At 58.8% G+C, this 17,706-nt stretch carries 17 protein-coding genes; 16 read left to right on the top strand and 1 reads right to left on the bottom strand.

The window, feature by feature from the left end; genetic code table 11:
• The 8 genes from D8U69_RS17055 to ispD all read left to right on the top strand — a co-directional run.
• A partial coding sequence (locus tag D8U69_RS17055) for an OB-fold nucleic acid binding domain-containing protein (protein WP_241668666.1) occupies positions 1-1,296 on the top strand: 1,296 nt, incomplete at its 5' end.
• Positions 1,297-1,435: 139 nt separating this feature from the next.
• The gene (locus D8U69_RS17050) at positions 1,436-2,383 is read left to right on the top strand and encodes an acetyl-CoA carboxylase carboxyltransferase subunit alpha (RefSeq protein ID WP_056856237.1); all 948 of its coding nucleotides are present in this window, start codon (positions 1,436-1,438) and stop codon (positions 2,381-2,383) included.
• A gap of 133 nt (positions 2,384-2,516) precedes the next feature.
• A complete protein-coding gene (gene tilS / locus D8U69_RS17045) occupies positions 2,517-3,845 on the top strand; it encodes a tRNA lysidine(34) synthetase TilS (RefSeq protein WP_130907773.1) in 1,329 nt (442 codons plus the stop codon).
• A gap of 274 nt (positions 3,846-4,119) precedes the next feature.
• Positions 4,120-5,751 (top strand): CTP synthase, encoded by a 1,632-nt coding sequence (locus D8U69_RS17040; RefSeq protein WP_056856235.1) that lies wholly within the window; start codon positions 4,120-4,122, stop codon positions 5,749-5,751.
• A 4-nt stretch (positions 5,752-5,755) separates the two neighbouring features.
• Positions 5,756-6,601, top strand: coding sequence for a 3-deoxy-8-phosphooctulonate synthase (kdsA, locus tag D8U69_RS17035; RefSeq protein ID WP_130907772.1), 846 nt, complete (start codon positions 5,756-5,758; stop codon positions 6,599-6,601).
• A gap of 156 nt (positions 6,602-6,757) precedes the next feature.
• A complete protein-coding gene (gene eno, locus D8U69_RS17030; protein WP_056856234.1) occupies positions 6,758-8,047 on the top strand; it encodes a phosphopyruvate hydratase in 1,290 nt (429 codons plus the stop codon).
• 171 nt (positions 8,048-8,218) lie between these two features.
• The gene (ftsB, locus tag D8U69_RS17025) at positions 8,219-8,497 is read left to right on the top strand and encodes a cell division protein FtsB (protein ID WP_056856233.1); all 279 of its coding nucleotides are present in this window, start codon (positions 8,219-8,221) and stop codon (positions 8,495-8,497) included.
• Positions 8,494-9,201, top strand: a complete 708-nt coding sequence (ispD, locus tag D8U69_RS17020; RefSeq protein ID WP_130906370.1) for a 2-C-methyl-D-erythritol 4-phosphate cytidylyltransferase — start codon at positions 8,494-8,496, stop codon at positions 9,199-9,201. The genes ftsB and ispD overlap by 4 nt, the downstream gene beginning before the upstream one ends.
• A gap of 169 nt (positions 9,202-9,370) precedes the next feature.
• Here the strand turns inward: ispD and D8U69_RS17015 are convergent, their stop codons facing one another.
• Positions 9,371-10,267, bottom strand: a complete 897-nt coding sequence (locus D8U69_RS17015; protein WP_130906369.1) for a LysR substrate-binding domain-containing protein — start codon at positions 10,265-10,267, stop codon at positions 9,371-9,373.
• A 107-nt stretch (positions 10,268-10,374) separates the two neighbouring features.
• Between D8U69_RS17015 and D8U69_RS17010 the strand changes: the two genes are divergently transcribed.
• From D8U69_RS17010 to rpoS, 8 genes are all read left to right on the top strand, one after another.
• Positions 10,375-11,487 carry an S-(hydroxymethyl)glutathione dehydrogenase/class III alcohol dehydrogenase gene (locus tag D8U69_RS17010; protein ID WP_056856230.1) on the top strand — a complete coding sequence of 371 codons (1,113 nt, stop codon included), beginning with the start codon at positions 10,375-10,377 and terminating at the stop codon, positions 11,485-11,487.
• A gap of 8 nt (positions 11,488-11,495) precedes the next feature.
• Entirely contained in the window at positions 11,496-12,344 is an 849-nt protein-coding gene (fghA, locus tag D8U69_RS17005) for an S-formylglutathione hydrolase (protein WP_056856229.1), read from the top strand.
• Between the two features lie 41 nt (positions 12,345-12,385).
• The gene (ispF, locus tag D8U69_RS17000) at positions 12,386-12,859 is read left to right on the top strand and encodes a 2-C-methyl-D-erythritol 2,4-cyclodiphosphate synthase (RefSeq protein ID WP_034149878.1); all 474 of its coding nucleotides are present in this window, start codon (positions 12,386-12,388) and stop codon (positions 12,857-12,859) included.
• Positions 12,856-13,914 (top strand): tRNA pseudouridine(13) synthase TruD, encoded by a 1,059-nt coding sequence (truD, locus tag D8U69_RS16995; protein WP_056856228.1) that lies wholly within the window; start codon positions 12,856-12,858, stop codon positions 13,912-13,914. The genes ispF and truD overlap by 4 nt, the downstream gene beginning before the upstream one ends.
• A complete protein-coding gene (gene surE, locus D8U69_RS16990) occupies positions 13,902-14,651 on the top strand; it encodes a 5'/3'-nucleotidase SurE (protein ID WP_056856227.1) in 750 nt (249 codons plus the stop codon). The genes truD and surE overlap by 13 nt, the downstream gene beginning before the upstream one ends.
• 41 nt (positions 14,652-14,692) lie before the next feature.
• A complete protein-coding gene (locus D8U69_RS16985; RefSeq protein ID WP_177336601.1) occupies positions 14,693-15,328 on the top strand; it encodes a protein-L-isoaspartate(D-aspartate) O-methyltransferase in 636 nt (211 codons plus the stop codon).
• 211 nt (positions 15,329-15,539) lie between these two features.
• The gene (locus D8U69_RS16980; protein ID WP_056856225.1) at positions 15,540-16,397 is read left to right on the top strand and encodes a peptidoglycan DD-metalloendopeptidase family protein; all 858 of its coding nucleotides are present in this window, start codon (positions 15,540-15,542) and stop codon (positions 16,395-16,397) included.
• Positions 16,398-16,501: 104 nt separating this feature from the next.
• On the top strand, positions 16,502-17,509 hold the full coding sequence (gene rpoS, locus D8U69_RS16975) for an RNA polymerase sigma factor RpoS (RefSeq protein ID WP_046816537.1): 1,008 nt from the start codon (positions 16,502-16,504) through the stop codon (positions 17,507-17,509).
• Positions 17,510-17,706: the final 197 nt, after the last annotated feature.

Below are 17,706 nucleotides of genomic sequence, written 5' to 3'. Positions count from 1 at the left end.
GCCGGTAACATTTTCGACCTGGTAGAAAAATTCGCCGGTTACGGCTTCAACAAATCCCACTCCGCCGCCTACGGCCTGGTGTCGTACCAGACCGCGTGGCTGAAAGCGCATTACCCGGCGCCATTCATGGCCGCGGTACTTTCGGCGGACATGCACAACACCGACAAGGTCGTGACCTTGATCGAAGAAGTGCGCACGATGAAGCTGCGCCTCGATGCGCCGGATGTGAACACCTCGGAGTTCAAGTTCACGGTGAACGACGAAGGCCGGATCATTTACGGTCTCGGCGCGATCAAGGGTGTGGGTGAAGGCCCGGTGGAGGCGATTACCGAAGCGCGTCAGCACGGCCCGTTCAAGGACCTGTTCGACTTCTGCGCCCGGGTTGACCTCAAGCGCATCAACAAGCGTACCCTCGACGGCTTGATTCGCAGCGGTGCGCTGGATCGTCTTGGCCCGTATTTCCATGATGAACAGAAAGCCTATCAGGCCAATATCGACCGCAATCGTGCGGTGCTGTTGACGGCCATGGAAGAAGCGATCAAGGCCGCCGAGCAAACCGCACGCACTCAGGACAGCGGTCACTCCGACCTGTTTGGCGGTCTGTTTGTCGAGGCAGACGCTGACGTCTACGCCAACCATCGCAAGGCCAAGGAGCTGACTCTCAAGGAACGCCTGAAAGGGGAGAAAGACACCCTCGGCCTGTACCTGACCGGCCACCCGATCGACGAATACGAAGGTGAAATCCGCCGTTTCGCCCGCCAGCGCATCATCGATCTGAAGCCGGCGCGCGACACCCAGACCGTCGCCGGGATGATCATCGCCTTGCGGGTGATGAAAAACAAAAAGGGCGACAAGATGGGCTTCATCACCCTCGACGACCGCTCTGGCCGGATTGAAGCCTCGCTGTTTTCCGAGGCGTTCCATGCTGCACAGTCGCTGTTGCAGACCGACGCGATGGTGGTGGTCGAAGGCGAGGTCAGCAACGACGACTTCTCCGGTGGCCTGAAGCTGCGGGTCAAGCGGGTGATGAGCATGGAAGATGCGCGCACCAACCTGGCCGAGAGCCTGCGTTTGAAACTGCACGCCAAGGATCTCAAGGGCGATCAGCTACGCTGGCTGGGTGAGCTGCTCAAACGTCACCGCGGCGCGTGCCCGATCACCATGGACTACACCAGTCCCGATGCGAAGGCCTTGCTGCAGTTCGGCGAAGGCTGGCGAATCGATCCGGCGGATGCGTTGATTCAAGCCCTGCGTGACCAGTTCGGGCGAGACAACGTCTTCCTCCAATACCGTTGACCGGCAGGTAATATCAGAACGCCTGCCCGCAACCTGAATTTTTAATCTCGACCTCAGCGCGCCTCTCCCTTAAGGTAGGGCGCGAATAGACAACCGGCCGGCCCAAGATCACTTGGGACTCGACCCAAGACGGACGCCTATGAACCCGAATTTTCTAGATTTCGAACAGCCGATCGCCGACCTGCAAGCCAAGATCGAAGAGTTGCGCTTGGTCGGTAATGACAATTCGCTGAATATCGGCGATGAGATCTCCCGCCTGCAGGACAAGAGCAAGACGCTGACCGAAGATATCTTTGGCAAGCTGACCAGCTGGCAGATCGCTCGTCTGGCGCGTCACCCGAAACGTCCTTACACCCTGGACTACATCGAACACATCTTCACCGAGTTCGACGAGTTGCACGGTGACCGCCACTTCTCCGACGACGCTGCAATCGTCGGCGGTATCGCTCGTCTGGACGACCAGCCGGTGATGATCATCGGCCACCAGAAAGGCCGTGAAGTGCGCGAGAAGGTTCGCCGCAACTTCGGTATGCCGCGTCCGGAAGGCTACCGCAAGGCTTGCCGCCTGATGGAGATGGCCGAACGCTTCAAGATGCCGATCCTGACCTTCATCGACACCCCGGGCGCCTACCCGGGCATCGACGCGGAAGAGCGCAACCAGAGCGAAGCGATCGCCTGGAACCTGCGCGTCATGGCACGCCTGAAAACCCCGATCATCGCCACTGTAATCGGTGAAGGTGGTTCCGGTGGCGCTCTGGCCATCGGCGTGTGCGATCAACTGAACATGCTGCAGTACTCGACCTACGCAGTGATCTCGCCGGAAGGTTGCGCTTCGATTCTGTGGAAAACCGCCGAGAAAGCGCCGGATGCCGCCGAAGCGATGGGTATCACCGCCGAGCGTCTCAAAGGCCTGGGCATCGTCGACAAGGTGATTGGCGAGCCTCTGGGTGGCGCCCACCGTGATCCGGCCGCTGCGGCTGCTTCGATCCGTGCCGAGCTGAGCTCGCAACTGGCAATGCTCAAGAAGCTTGATCACAAGGCGCTGCTCGACCGTCGTTACGAGCGCCTGATGAGCTACGGTCTGTAATCAGATCACGCTGTACCCATGTGGGAGCGAGCCTGCTCGCGATAAGGGTTTAACATTCAACAAATCTGTTGGCTGTTCTACCGCTATCGCGAGCAGGCTCGCTCCCACATTTGATTTGTGCAAAGGGACATATATGGATCGGCCCGGAATTGATTTGCCTTCCAGACTCTTGCTGAATCTGAAGCGCTGGCGCAACGCCTCCGCTTGGCGCATCGCCTTCTCTGGTGGTCTCGACTCCACCGTTTTGTTGCACCTTCTCGTACACCTCGCAAAAACCGAATCCCTGCCGGCGCTAAGCGCCATTCATGTTCATCACGGCCTTCAAGCTGTGGCTGATGCGTGGCCGGAGCATTGTCGGTCGGTTTGTGATGCCTTGGGTGTGCCACTACACGTCGTGCACGTACAGGTGCAACCCGGCGCCAGCCTGGAGCGTGCGGCCCGGGAGGCGCGCTATGCCGCCTTCAACCAGATCACTCAAGCCAATGAAATACTGCTGACCGCGCAACACCGCGATGATCAGGCGGAAACCCTGTTGTTCCGGTTGTTGCGTGGGGCAGGGGTGAGAGGGTTGTCGGGAATGCCGCGCCAGCGTGTATTGGGGAAAGGCCATCTACTGCGGCCATTGCTCGATGTCACGAGGGCCGGGCTGGAAGCCTATGCCAGCGAAAACCATTTGAGCTGGATCGAGGATCCTTCCAATCAGGATCGGCAGTACTCGCGCAACTACCTGCGCCATCAGGTGTTCCCGGTGCTGTCGGAGCGCTGGCCGCAAGCGATGGCGACCATGGCCCGCAGTGCTGCGCATCTGAGCGAGGCGCAGGGGTTACTCGATGATCTTGCGCAAATCGACTTGAGCCAGGCGATCACGCCAAGTGATTTCGATTGGCTGGGCTTGCCGTCTCTGGAGCTGGTAGCGCTGGAAAAACTATCCGCTGCCCGGCAACGCAACGCGCTCAGTCACTGGCTTGAGCCGCGGACAAGGTTGCCCGACAGTGACCATTGGTCGGGTTGGGACAATTTGCGTGATGCAGCGCACGATGCCCGACCGATCTGGCGCCTGGCGGATGGCGAATTGCATCGGGCGGGTGGGCGCCTGTGGTGGTTGTCGGGCATCTGGTTGAGGCCGGTGCCCGATGCCGGAAACTGGCCTGACCCCGCGCTGCCGTTGGCATTGCCCGGCAACGGCGTGCTCACGCTGACGGGGCAATTGCCCGATGGCCCTTTGCAGATCCGCTATCGTGAAGGTGGCGAAATCATGGAGTTACCGCACCGCGGTCATCGCGATCTCAAGCGTTTGCTCAATGAGCGGGGGGTGCCGCAGTTCGTGCGCGGCAGATTGCCGCTGCTGTTCAAGGGCGAGCAATTGCTGGCGGTGGCGAACCTTCAGGGCCTGGAGGGTGGCAAGGCAGGAGAATGGAAATTGCATTGGCAGCCGCCGATCGAAGATCAAGGTTTGAGCTGAAAGGGGCTTTCCGGTAGACTACGCTCCCTTCTTGATACAACTTCTGTGGATTCGCCTGAATTGCAGGAGTTGCCGATTACCAAGCAGTCTTTGCTGGGCGATTCCAAAAAATGTGTAGCGAGCAACGTACCGGTGTTTCATCTTCCGGTCTGTCCCAACGCGGCGGTTTTTTTGAAAGGTGCACTGTGATTAATGCAGGTGATCGGGGGCTTCGGCCTTCCTTCGCTTTCCCCGGCGGCTCGGACCGCTTTAACGCAGACTTCTAGGGTTTTTCATGACGCGCTACATATTCGTCACGGGCGGTGTTGTTTCTTCATTGGGGAAAGGCATTGCATCGGCATCATTGGCGGCCATCCTGGAGGCGCGGGGACTTAAGGTCACCATGCTGAAGCTGGACCCGTACATCAACGTCGACCCGGGCACCATGAGCCCGTTCCAGCACGGTGAAGTGTTCGTCACCCACGACGGCGCCGAGACCGACCTGGACCTGGGCCACTACGAGCGGTTCATCCGCACGACCATGACCCAGAACAACAACTTCACCACTGGCCGTGTCTACGAGCATGTGCTGCGCAAAGAGCGCCGTGGTGACTACCTGGGTGCAACCATCCAGGTGATTCCGCACATCACCGACGAAATCAAGCGCCGCATCATCAAGGGTGCAGGCGATGCCGACGTGGCAATGGTCGAGATCGGTGGCACCGTGGGTGACATCGAATCCCAACCGTTCCTCGAAGCCATCCGCCAGTTGCGTTTCGAAGTCGGCGCCAAGCGCGCGATGCTGATGCACCTGACACTGGTGCCGTACATCGCCACTGCCGGCGAAACCAAGACCAAGCCAACCCAGCACTCGGTCAAGGAACTGCGCTCCATCGGCCTGCAGCCTGACGTGCTGGTCTGCCGCTCCGATCACCCGATCGATGTCTCTTCCCGTCGCAAGATCGCGCAATTCACCAACGTTGAAGAACGTGCGGTGATCGCGCTGGAAGACGCCGACACCATCTACAAGATCCCGGGCATCCTGCACTCCCAGGGCCTGGACGATTTCGTCGTCGAGCGTTTCGGTCTGCAATGTGGCGGTGCCGATCTGTCCGAGTGGGAAGCCGTGGTCGACGCCAAGCTCAACCCTGAGCACGAAGTCACCATCGCCATGGTCGGCAAGTACATGGAGCTGCTCGATGCCTACAAGTCGCTGATCGAAGCGATGAGTCACGCCGGTATCAGCAACCGTACCAAGGTCAACCTGCGCTACATCGATTCCGAAGACATCGAAAACCAGGGCACCGCGCTGCTCGAAGGCGTCGACGCCATCCTGGTTCCGGGCGGCTTCGGCCTGCGTGGCGTGGAAGGCAAGATCACTGCCGTTCAATACGCTCGTGAAAACAAGGTTCCGTACCTGGGCATCTGCCTGGGCATGCAAGTGGCGGTGATCGAGTTCGCTCGTAACGTCATGGGCTGGAAAGACGCCAACTCCACCGAGTTCGATCGTGCAAGCGGTCACCCGGTCGTGGGTCTGATCACCGAGTGGGAAGACGCCACTGGCGCCGTCGAAACCCGTACCGAAGCTTCCGACCTGGGCGGCACCATGCGCCTCGGCGCGCAGGATTGCCTGCTGGAGCCGGGTTCGCTGGTTCACGGTTGCTACGGCAAGGACGTGATCGTCGAACGTCATCGTCATCGCTATGAAGTGAACAACAACCTGCTGCCGCAAATCATCGAAGCCGGCCTGAAAATCTCCGGTCGTTCCGGTGATGGCGCGCTGGTTGAAGTGGTTGAAGCACCGGATCATCCATGGTTCGTGGCTTGCCAGTTCCACCCGGAGTTCACCTCGACACCACGCGACGGTCACCCGTTGTTCAGCGGTTTCGTCAAGGCAGCGTTGGCTCAACACCAGAAGAAGGCGTAAACCGATGGCGCAGAAGATCATCCGCGTAGGCGATATCGAGATTGCCAACGACAAGCCAATGGTGCTGTTCGGTGGCATGAACGTGCTGGAAAGCCGTGACATGGCGATGCAGGTCTGCGAAGAGTACGTAAAGGTCACCGAAAAACTCGGTATCCCTTACGTGTTCAAGGCCAGCTTCGACAAGGCCAACCGTTCCTCCGTGACCTCTTACCGTGGCCCCGGCCTGGAAGAGGGCATGCGGATTTTCCAGGACATCAAGCAAGCCTTCGGCGTGCCGATCATCACCGACGTCCACGAGCCTGAGCAGGCCGCGGTCGTCGCTGAAGTCTGCGACATCATCCAGTTGCCGGCCTTCCTGTCGCGCCAGACCGACCTGGTGGTCGCAATGGCCAAAACGGGCGCCGTGATCAATATCAAGAAAGCCCAATTCCTCGCGCCACAGGAAATGAAACATATCCTGAACAAGTGCGTCGAAGCCGGTAACGATCAGTTGATCCTCTGCGAGCGTGGTTCGAGCTTCGGCTACAACAACCTGGTCGTCGACATGCTCGGCTTCGGCATCATGAAGCAGTTCGAGTACCCGGTGTTCTTCGACGTGACCCACGCGCTGCAAATGCCTGGTGGTCGCGCCGACTCCGCCGGCGGCCGTCGTGCCCAGGTCCTCGACCTGGCGAAAGCCGGCATGAGCCAGTCCCTGGCCGGCCTGTTCCTGGAAGCCCACCCGGACCCGGACAACGCCAAATGCGACGGCCCTTGTGCCTTGCGCCTGGACAAACTGGAGCCATTCCTGGCCCAGCTCAAAGCTCTGGACGAACTGGTTAAGAGTTTTCCGACGGTAGAAACCGCGTAATCCTCATTTCTCCGGTAAAGTACCGCACGAATTAACGCTCAGGCCCTCGGGCCTGAGCCTTATCGTCCGCAAGACTGCCCGCTGCACATCGCTTGCCGACGGTAAAAGATTTCCTCTAGCTGCGTCGTTTTCGTCAACTTTGGAGTGTTTACAACAATGGCTAAAATCGTCGACATCAAAGGTCGTGAAGTTCTCGACTCCCGTGGCAATCCCACCGTGGAAGCGGATGTGCTTCTCGATAACGGCATCATCGGCAGCGCTTGCGCGCCGTCCGGTGCTTCCACTGGCTCGCGTGAAGCGCTCGAGCTGCGTGATGGCGACAAGAGCCGTTACCTGGGCAAGGGCGTTCTCAAAGCCGTAGCCAACATCAACGGTCCGATCAAGGACCTGTTGAAAGGCATGGACCCAAGTGACCAGAAAGCCCTCGACCTGGCGATGATCAAGCTCGACGGTACTGAAAACAAGGCCACCCTGGGCGCCAACGCGATCCTCGCCGTTTCCCTGGCTGCGGCCAAGGCGGCAGCACAGGACCAGGACCTGCCGTTGTACGCCCACATCGCCAACCTGAACGGCACCCCGGGTGTCTACTCGATGCCGGTTCCGATGATGAACATCATCAACGGTGGCGAGCACGCCGATAACAACGTCGACATCCAGGAATTCATGGTTCAGCCGGTTGGCGCCAAGTCTTTCTCGGAAGGTCTGCGTATGGGCACCGAGATTTTCCACCACCTCAAAGCCGTACTGAAGGCCCGTGGCCTGAGCACTGCCGTCGGTGACGAAGGTGGTTTTGCACCGAACCTGGCTTCCAACGAAGACGCACTGAAAGTGATCTCCGAAGCTGTGGCCAACGCCGGCTACAAACTCGGCACCGACGTGACCCTGGCCCTGGACTGCGCGGCCAGCGAATTCTACGAAGACGGCAAGTACAACCTGTCCGGCGAAGGCCAGGTGTTCACCGCTGAAGGTTTCGCCGACTACCTCAAAGGCCTGACCGAGCGTTACCCGATCATCTCCATCGAAGATGGCTTGGACGAGTCCGACTGGGCTGGCTGGAAAATCCTCACCGACAAGATCGGCGAGAAGACCCAACTGGTAGGCGACGACCTGTTCGTGACCAATACCAAGATCCTGAAAGAAGGCATCGATAAAAAGATCGCCAACTCGATCCTGATCAAGTTCAACCAGATCGGCACCCTGACTGAAACCCTGGAAGCCATCCAGATGGCCAAGGCCGCCGGTTACACCGCCGTGATCTCGCACCGCTCGGGCGAAACCGAGGATTCGACCATTGCCGACCTGGCCGTGGGCACCTCGGCTGGCCAGATCAAGACCGGTTCCCTGTGCCGCTCCGACCGCGTGTCCAAGTACAACCAACTGCTGCGTATCGAAGAGCAGTTGAACGGCAAAGCCAAGTACAACGGCCGCAGCGAATTCCGCGGCTAAGTCGTACGGGTAAAAAAAGTCAGCGGATTGTGTCGGAAAAATCGCTACGGCGTGGTTTTTGCCACTAATCTGATGCCTTATCAGCACAAGCCTGGGTTTTCCAGGCTTCGTGCTATCAGTAGCTTCATGTTGTGGTGTGGCTGTCTTTTTTCACTGGATACCTGATATTCGATGCGCAGTCCCAATTGGTTGTTCCTCGTCTTGCTCCTGTTGCTGGCTGGCCTGCAGTACCGCCTGTGGGTGGGTAATGGCAGTCTGGCGCAAGTGGCCGAGCTGAAGCAGCAGATCGCGGATCAGCAAGCTGAGAATCAGGTGTTGCTTGAGCGCAATCGGGTGATGGACGCTGAAGTCAGCGAATTGAAAAAAGGCATGGAGACCGTTGAAGAGCGGGCTCGTCACGAGTTGGGCATGGTCAAGGACGGTGAAACCCTTTACCAGTTGGCCCAATGAACCCGACGTTACCGGCCTTCTGGGCCGTGATTCCTGCCGCGGGCATCGGTGCCCGTATGGCCGCGGACCGTCCCAAGCAATACTTGCAACTGGGCGGGCGCACAATTCTCGAACACAGCCTCGGCTGTTTCCTCGATCATCCATGCCTCAAAGGCCTGGTGGTCAGTCTTGCTGTCGATGATCCTTATTGGCCTAACCTGGCTTGTGCTGGCGATGCGCGTATAACGCGGGTCGAGGGCGGCGCCGAGCGTTCCGGTTCGGTACTCAATGCCCTGCTGCATCTGCATGCACAAGGTGCCGATGACGAAGATTGGGTGTTGGTTCACGATGCGGCGCGACCGAATCTCAGCCGTGACGATCTCGACAAATTGCTGGCAGAACTGGCTGACGATCCGGTAGGCGGGTTGCTGGCGGTTCCAGCGCGGGACACGCTCAAACGGGTCGATAAACACGGACGTGTCGTCGAAACCGTGGACCGCAGCGTGATCTGGCAAGCGTACACGCCGCAGATGTTTCGACTTGGTGCGTTGCATCGGGCGTTGGCAGACAGTCTGGTGGCGGATGCTGCGATCACTGATGAAGCGTCGGCTATGGAGTGGGCTGGTTCATCGCCACGCCTTGTCGAAGGGCGTTCCGACAATCTCAAGGTCACACGTCCCGAAGATCTTGAATGGTTGAGACAGCGCTGGGCCAATCGTCACTGATTGACTTGAATTCAGTATTGCCCCAATCGCCGGCAAGCCGGTCTCACTCCTACAAGGTTCATTGGTTTACACAAGATTTGTGTGTCTTCCCCGTCCACTGTAGGAGTGAGCCTGCTCGCGATTGCGGTAGTCCAGGCCCCCGATCTCTTGCTGGCACGCAGTTGAGCGTCTAGCTTCGGTACTCCGGCCTTTCAGCCAACCCTTCCTTCAAATAATCCACCAACTTGCGCACTTTCGGCGACAGATGCCGCTGCTGTGGATAAAGCGCCCACACTGCTGTGTTTGGCGGTTGATGCGCCTCTAGCAGAGAAATCAACGCACCGCTTTTCAGATGCTCCAGCACGTAGTAATCCGGCAACTGACACAACCCGACGCCTTGTAGCGCAGCATCCAATACCGCTTGCCCACTGTTGCAGCGCCAGTTTCCCTGCACCCGTTGCGAATATTCCCGCCCGTTCTGTTCCAGCTGCCACAGGTCAGAGCTGCCGATGAGGCAGTTGTGACGGCTCAGTTCCGACAAGCTGTGTGGGCGGCCGTACCGTTCAAGGTAGGACGGTGCGGCGCAGAGAAACATTCGCCGTGGTGCGAGGCGGGTGGCGACCAGTCTTGAGTCCTGCAAGCGTCCGAGGCGGATCGCCAGGTCGAGGCCTTCATGCACCAAATCGAGTTGGCGATTGCTCAATTCGATGTCAATCCGCAGTTGCGGATAAAGCCCCATGAAACGGGTAACCAGCGGCACGATAAAGCGTTCGCCGTAAGCCACCGCGCAGGTCATGCGCAACATGCCTTTGGGTTCGCTGGTCAGATCGCTGACCGCGCGCAACGCTTCTTCGCGTCCATCCTGCAGGCGTTGGCAATGTTGCAGAAAAGTCTGTCCGGCTTCGGTCAGTGTCACCCGCCGTGTACTGCGGTAAAGCAGTCGGGTTTGCACGCGCTCTTCAAGGCGTACGATCTGTCGACTGATGTGTGAGGAAGAAACGCCCAATCTCTCGGCGGCAGCGGTGAACTGGCTGCATTCAGCGACGGCGACGAATTCGTCGATGCCTTCCCAGCGGTTGTCGGACATCAAAGATTATCCCTGCATGGCAATAATGTTTTGCATTTGTCCTGATTATTCACCGTAAGGCGCTGTATTACACTCCTTGTCTCGTTTTTATTCACTGGAGCATCACCATGATCAAGTCGCGCGCTGCCGTTGCCTTCGAGGCCAAGAAACCTCTGGAGATCGTTGAGGTCGATGTCGCCATGCCCAAAGCCGGTGAAGTCTTGCTGCGCGTGGTGGCCTCGGGTGTCTGCCATACCGACGCCTACACGTTGTCGGGCGCTGATCCGGAAGGCATCTTTCCGTCGATCCTGGGTCACGAAGGCGGGGCGATTGTCGAAGCGATCGGCGAAGGTGTGACTTCCGTGGCGGTCGGCGACCATGTCATTCCGCTGTACACCCCGGAATGCCGCCAGTGCAAATTCTGCCTGTCGGGCAAGACCAACCTGTGTCAGGCGATTCGCGCAACCCAGGGCAAAGGCCTGATGCCTGACGGCACTTCGCGTTTCTCCTACAAGGGCGAAACGATTTTCCACTACATGGGCACCTCGACGTTTTCCGAGTACACCGTGCTGCCGGAAATCTCCGTCGCCAAAATTGCCAAGGAAGCGCCGCTGGAAAAAGTTTGCCTGCTGGGTTGCGGTGTCACCACCGGTATTGGTGCGGTGCTCAACACTGCCAAGGTGAAACCCGGTGATACCGTGGCCATTTTCGGCCTTGGCGGCATCGGTCTTTCTGCCATCATCGGTGCGGTGAAAGCCAAGGCTGGTCGGATCATTGCCATCGACATCAACCCGGCCAAATTCGAGATCGCCAAACAGCTGGGTGCAACCGATTGTGTAAACCCGAAAGACTTCGACCGTCCGATCCAGGAAGTCATCGTCGACATGACCGATGGCGGCGTCGACTTCTCGTTCGAGTGCATCGGCAATGTGCAACTGATGCGTGCTGCGCTTGAATGCTGCCACAAGGGTTGGGGCGAGTCGGTGATCATCGGTGTGGCCGGTGCCGGTCAGGAAATCGCCACCCGTCCGTTCCAATTGGTCACCGGCCGCGTCTGGCGCGGTTCGGCGTTCGGTGGCGTACGTGGCCGTACCGAGTTGCCAAGCTACGTGGAAATGGCTGAGACCGGCGAGATCCCGCTGGATACTTTCATCACCCACACCATGGGCCTGGAAGATATCAACAAGGCTTTCGACCTGATGCATGAAGGAAAAAGCATCCGCTCTGTCATCCATTTCTGAGGTCTGCCATGAGCCTGGAAAATATCTCCTGCCAGAAGAGTTTTGGCGGCTGGCACAAACGCTATCGCCATCGCTCCGAAGTGCTCGGCTGTGACATGGTGTTTGCCGTGTACCTGCCGCCGCAAGCGGAGCAGGGTGGCAAGCTGCCGGTGCTGTACTGGCTGTCCGGCCTGACCTGCACTGACGAGAACTTCATGCAAAAGGCCGGCGCCCTGCGCATGGCCGCCGAACTGGGGCTGATCATCGTCGCACCAGACACCAGCCCTCGCGGTCCTGATGTACCGGGGGATCCTGATGGTGCGTGGGACTTTGGTCTCGGTGCCGGGTTTTATCTGAATGCCACGCAGGAACCGTGGTCGCGGCACTATCGGATGCATGACTATGTTGTGCAGGAATTGCCCGCTTTGGTTGAGGCGCATTTCCCCGCATCCGAAAAGCGCGGCATCAGCGGTCACTCCATGGGCGGTCACGGTGCGCTGGTATGTGCCTTGCGCAATCCGGGGCGATATCTGTCAGTGTCGGCGTTTTCGCCGATCAACAATCCGATGGACTGCCCGTGGGGGCAGAAGGCCTTTTCCCGTTATCTGGGAGAGGACCGTTCGAAATGGCGCGAATGGGATGCCTGTGCCTTGATTGCCGAGGCTGACGAGAAGCTGCCGCTGCTGGTGGACCAAGGTGATCGCGACGATTTCCTCGCCACTCAGCTCAAGCCGCAAGCCTTGCAACAGGCGGCCAAACTGGCCGGTCATCCACTGACGTTGCGCCTGCAGCCCGGTTACGACCACAGCTATTTCTTCATCGCCAGCTTTATCGATGATCACTTGCGGCATCACGCGCATGCTCTAGCAGGTCAATAGCAGGTAGAATCACGCCCTGACAAAAATCGGGGCGTTTTTTTATGCGTATTGGCCACGGCTATGATGTGCACCGTTTCGCTGAAGGCGATTTCATTACTCTGGGCGGCGTGCGCATCGCACACAGCTTCGGGCTGCTCGCTCATTCCGACGGTGACGTCCTGCTGCACGCCTTGAGCGATGCCTTGCTCGGCGCTGCTGCGCTGGGTGATATCGGCAAGCATTTCCCGGACACCGACCCGCAATTCAAGGGTGCCGACAGCCGTGCGCTATTGCGTCATGTCGTCGCACTGATCCACGCCAAAGGCTGGAAGGTTGGCAACGTCGATAACACCATCGTCGCCCAGGCGCCGAAAATGGCTCCGCATATCGAATCGATGCGTGCGCTGATTGCCGCGGATCTTCAAGTTGAGTTGGATCAAGTGAACGTAAAAGCTACCACCACCGAAAAGCTCGGCTTTGTCGGTCGCGAAGAAGGCATCGCCGTGCATTCCGTTGCCTTGTTGCTGCGCGCATGAACGAACTGCAATTGCTTGGCCCGCGCGCCTACGGTGAGCCCTTGGGCACCGCGGTACTGAAAGCCATCGCTGAAGATTTCCAGGTCGACGAAGTCCTTGATATTCCCTTGAGTGGCGACGGCGAACACCTGTGGATCTGGGTGGAAAAGCGCGGTCTGAATACTGAAGAGGCGGCACGACGGATTGCCAAGGCAGCAGGTGTACCTTTGCGCACGGTCAGTTATGCCGGGCTCAAGGATCGCCAGGCGCTGACGCGTCAGTGGTTCAGCGTGCAACTGCCGGGCAAGGCCGATCCAGATCTGTCGGCCGCAGAAAACGACACGCTGAAAATTCTCAAGACCAGCCGGCACAAGCGCAAGCTGCAACGCGGTGCGCACTCGGCCAACGGTTTCACGCTGCGGCTTACCCAGTTCGCCGGTGACAAGGCTGCCATCGAACAGCGCCTGCAACTGATCACCCGGCAGGGCATCCCCAATTATTTCGGTGCGCAGCGCTTCGGGCATGACGGCGGTAACGTGGTTGACGCCCGTGCCTGGGCCGCACGCAAGGCCTTGCCGGAACAACGCAACGTGCGTTCGCGTCTGCTGTCCACGGCCCGCAGTTTTCTGTTCAACCAGGTCTTGGCCGCGCGTGTCGCCGACGGCACCTGGCAGCGTGCACAGGTCGGTGACTTGCTGGCGTTCACCGATAGCCGCAGTTTTTTTCCGGCAGGTGTTGCCGAGTGCAGCGACCCGCGCCTGGCGATTCTTGACTTGCATCCGACAGGGCCGCAGTGGGGCGAAGGTGACTCGCCGGCCACGGGCGTTGTCCATGAACTGGAGCAGGCAATCGCTGCGCGCGAGGCAGATCTTCGCGATTGGTTGATTAACGCCGGTATGAGCCACGAACGTCGCATCCTGCGGCTGCCCATTGGTGGGTTGACGTGGCATTATCCCGAGCCTGACATTCTGCAACTGGAATTCGTCCTGCCGGCCGGATGCTTCGCCACTGTATTGGTGCGCGAGCTTGTTGATCTGGTGCCGGTGGGGCAGACGGACAGCCCATGCGTATTCTGATTTCTAACGACGATGGGGTAACCGCACCCGGTCTCGCCGCGCTTTATGCTGCGCTGGCGGATTACACCGAATGCGTGGTTATCGCCCCGGACCAGGACAAAAGCGGCGCCAGCAGTTCGCTGACGCTCGACCGGCCGTTGCACCCGCAGACGCTGGCCAACGGTTTTATCAGCATCAACGGCACTCCGACCGATTGCGTGCACCTGGGCCTCAACGGCTTGCTGGACCGTGAAGCGGATATGGTGGTTTCCGGAATCAACCTGGGCGCCAACCTGGGTGACGATGTGTTGTATTCCGGCACGGTGGCGGCAGCGTTGGAAGGGCGTTTCCTGGAGCGTCCTGCGTTTGCCTTTTCGTTGGTCTCTCGTCAGGTCGATAACCTTCCCACGGCGGCGTATTTTGCGCGCAAGCTGGTCGAGGCCCACGTCGATCTCGACCTTCCACCGCGCACGGTACTGAATGTGAACATTCCCAACTTGCCACTGGAGCACATCCGCGGCATCCAGCTGACCCGCCTCGGGCATCGCGCCCGCGCCGCTGCGCCGATGAAAGTCGTCGACCCGCGCGGCAAGTCCGGTTACTGGATCGCCGCTGCCGGAGATGCCGAAGACGGCGGTCCGGGCACCGATTTCCACGCGGTAATGCAAGGCTACGTGTCCATCACGCCACTGCAACTGGATCGCACCTTCAATGATGCCTTCAGAAGTCTCGATGGCTGGCTGGAGGGGCTGCGCTGATGACTCGCGGACAAGACGATATGCTGCATCGCGGCATAGGCATGACCTCGCAACGGACCCGCGAGCGGCTTATCCAGCGACTTTATGAAGAAGGGGTTTCCAACGCCAAGGTGCTGGAAGTCATCCGTCGTACGCCACGTCACCTGTTCGTCGACGAGGCACTGGCGCACCGGGCCTATGAGGACACGGCGCTGCCGATCGGCCATAACCAGACCATCTCCCAGCCTTACATGGTGGCTCGCATGAGCGAGTTGCTGCTCGAAGCCGGACCTTTGGACAAGGTCATGGAAATCGGCACCGGTTCCGGCTACCAGACGGCGGTACTGTCGCAACTGGTGGAGCGGGTGTTTTCCGTCGAGCGCATCAAGGTGCTGCAGGACCGGGCCAAGGAACGCCTGGTCGAGTTGAACCTTCGCAACGTGGTGTTTCGCTGGGGCGATGGCTGGGAGGGCTGGCCAGCGTTGGCGCCATACAACGGCATCATCGTGACGGCGGTGGCCACCGATGTCCCTCAGGCCTTGCTCGACCAACTGGCACCCGGGGGGCGTCTGGTGATTCCGGTCGGCTCTGGAGAGGTTCAACAATTACTGCTGATCATCAGGGAAGAACAGGGCTTTTCCAGACGCGTTCTGGGGAATGTACGCTTCGTTCCCTTGCTCAATGGGCCACTGGCCTGAGCATTTGTTTCGATGCGCTGAATTCTCTTCGATTGCCTCTGTCTTACAGCGGCGTCGAATGGTTAAACGGGTTGTTTTGTCGAGCAGCAAACGTGTGCGCAAACCCAAATCGCTTCAATAAGGGTAAAGCCTGCACGGCCCGTTATACTGGCGACACAGCATGCCGGATCACGGCAAATCACATTTTCAGCCACCACAAAGGGAGCGGCGGGTGAGTCTCACAGTCATTGCGCAGCGTATGGGTACAACGAGCTTTCAGCGCCTGGTGACTGGCCTTGTTTTGAGCACCTTGCTGGCGGGGTGTTCCAGCACCAAATCCAGTGATGTCCGCGTTGTCGATCGCAACAATGCCGCGCCCCAGCGCCCGGCCGTGACAACCGGTCAGTACGTGGTTCGACCAAAAGACACCCTGTTCTCGATCGCCTTCCGCTACGGGTGGGACTACAAGGCTCTGGCGGCACGCAACAACATTCCTGCGCCTTACACCATTCGCCCGGGTCAGACGATTCGCTTTGACGGTCGTACCGGTTCAACGCCGACGGCGGTAGTGAGTTCGACCAGTTCATCGCCGTCGTCCTCGAGTAAAACCACGGTCATTCGGCGTCCGGTTGACGGTTCCACCCCGACCACGACCACGGTTGTACCGTCCGTCGCCAACAAGCCGACACCTGCTCCATTGCCTCCAGCCGGGCCAGCCCCGACCGGCTGGGGATGGCCATCCAATGGCATTTTGATTGGAAAATTCTCTTCAAACGGTAGTTTGAATAAAGGAATTGATATCGCCGGAGATTTGGGACAGCCTGTTTTAGCTGCGTCTGATGGGACGGTGGTATACGCCGGGAGTGGCTTAAGGGGCTACGGCGAATTAGTCATCATCAAACACAGTGAAACCTACGTCAGTGCCTACGGACATAACCGCAGGCTGTTGGTTCGGGAGGGGCAGCAGGTCAAGGTCGGACAGACAATTGCCGAAATGGGGTCCACGGGTACAGACCGGGTGAAACTGCATTTTGAGATTCGCCGCCAGGGTAAACCTGTAGATCCGCTGCAATTCCTGCCACGCCGTTGATCGCTACCAGCCTGTTCCGTCGCGTAGAGGGGACAGGCTCCAGCGTTGCCAAGGATAAAGGCGCCGCTTGAGCTTGAGGTCGAACTCACCAAAGGACTATAACAATGGCTCTCAGTAAAGAAGTGCCGGAGTTTGACATCGACGATGAGGTTCTCCTGATGGAGACCGGCATCGGGACGGATTCGATGTCGAATGATGAAGGGGCGGCTCCACCTTCCGTTCGTGCCAAATCCAAACACTCCGCTACGTTAAAGCAACACAAGTACATCGATTACACGCGGGCACTCGATGCCACGCAGCTGTACCTCAACGAAATCGGCTTTTCCCCATTGCTCTCCCCGGAAGAAGAAGTTCATTTTGCGCGCTTGTCGCAAAGTGGCGATCCGGCCGGGCGCAAACGCATGATTGAAAGTAACTTGCGGCTGGTGGTGAAAATCGCCCGGCGTTATGTCAATCGTGGGTTGTCGCTGCTGGACCTGATCGAAGAGGGCAACCTCGGCCTGATCCGGGCGGTGGAGAAGTTCGACCCTGAACGCGGCTTCCGCTTTTCGACCTATGCGACCTGGTGGATTCGTCAAACCATCGAACGCGCGATCATGAATCAGACCCGGACCATCCGGTTGCCGATCCATGTGGTCAAAGAGCTCAATGTGTACCTGCGGGCTGCACGGGAGCTGACGCAAAAACTTGACCATGAACCCTCACCCGAAGAAATCGCCAACCTGCTGGAAAAACCGGTAGCGGAGGTCAAGCGCATGCTGGGTCTCAACGAGCGGGTTTCTTCGGTCGACGTCTCGCTGGGGCCGGATTCGGATAAAACCCTGCTGGACACTCTCACCGATGATCGTCCAACCGATCCATGTGAACTGTTGCAGGATGACGACCTGTCCCAGAGCATCGATCAATGGCTCTCCGAGCTCACCGACAAGCAGCGTGAAGTGGTGGTACGCCGCTTCGGTCTGCGTGGCCACGAGAGCAGCACCCTTGAAGACGTAGGCCTTGAAATCGGCCTGACCCGGGAACGGGTCAGACAGATTCAGGTTGAAGGCCTGAAGCGTCTGCGGGAAATCCTGGAGAAAAACGGCCTTTCCAGTGAGTCGCTGTTCCAATAAGCGCTTCCCGTGCAGATAACCAAAAGCCCCGAATGTTCGGGGCTTTTTGTTATCTGGATATTCGAATTTCAGTGAGAAGAGTAATACCGCAGGTTTGTCGTCTGGTGATGTAAGTCTTTGCTTACTCTTGCGTAAGTGTTCAGTTTTTTTACACCGCGCCAGACAGCCATGATTGTCCTCATGCCTGGTTATCGTGT

Source organism: Pseudomonas sp. Sample_16 (genome assembly GCF_004307665.1).
Lineage (GTDB): Bacteria > Pseudomonadota > Gammaproteobacteria > Pseudomonadales > Pseudomonadaceae > Aquipseudomonas.
Note: the sequence above shows the minus strand (reverse complement) of the source record. Positions and strands in the feature narration are given on the sequence as shown.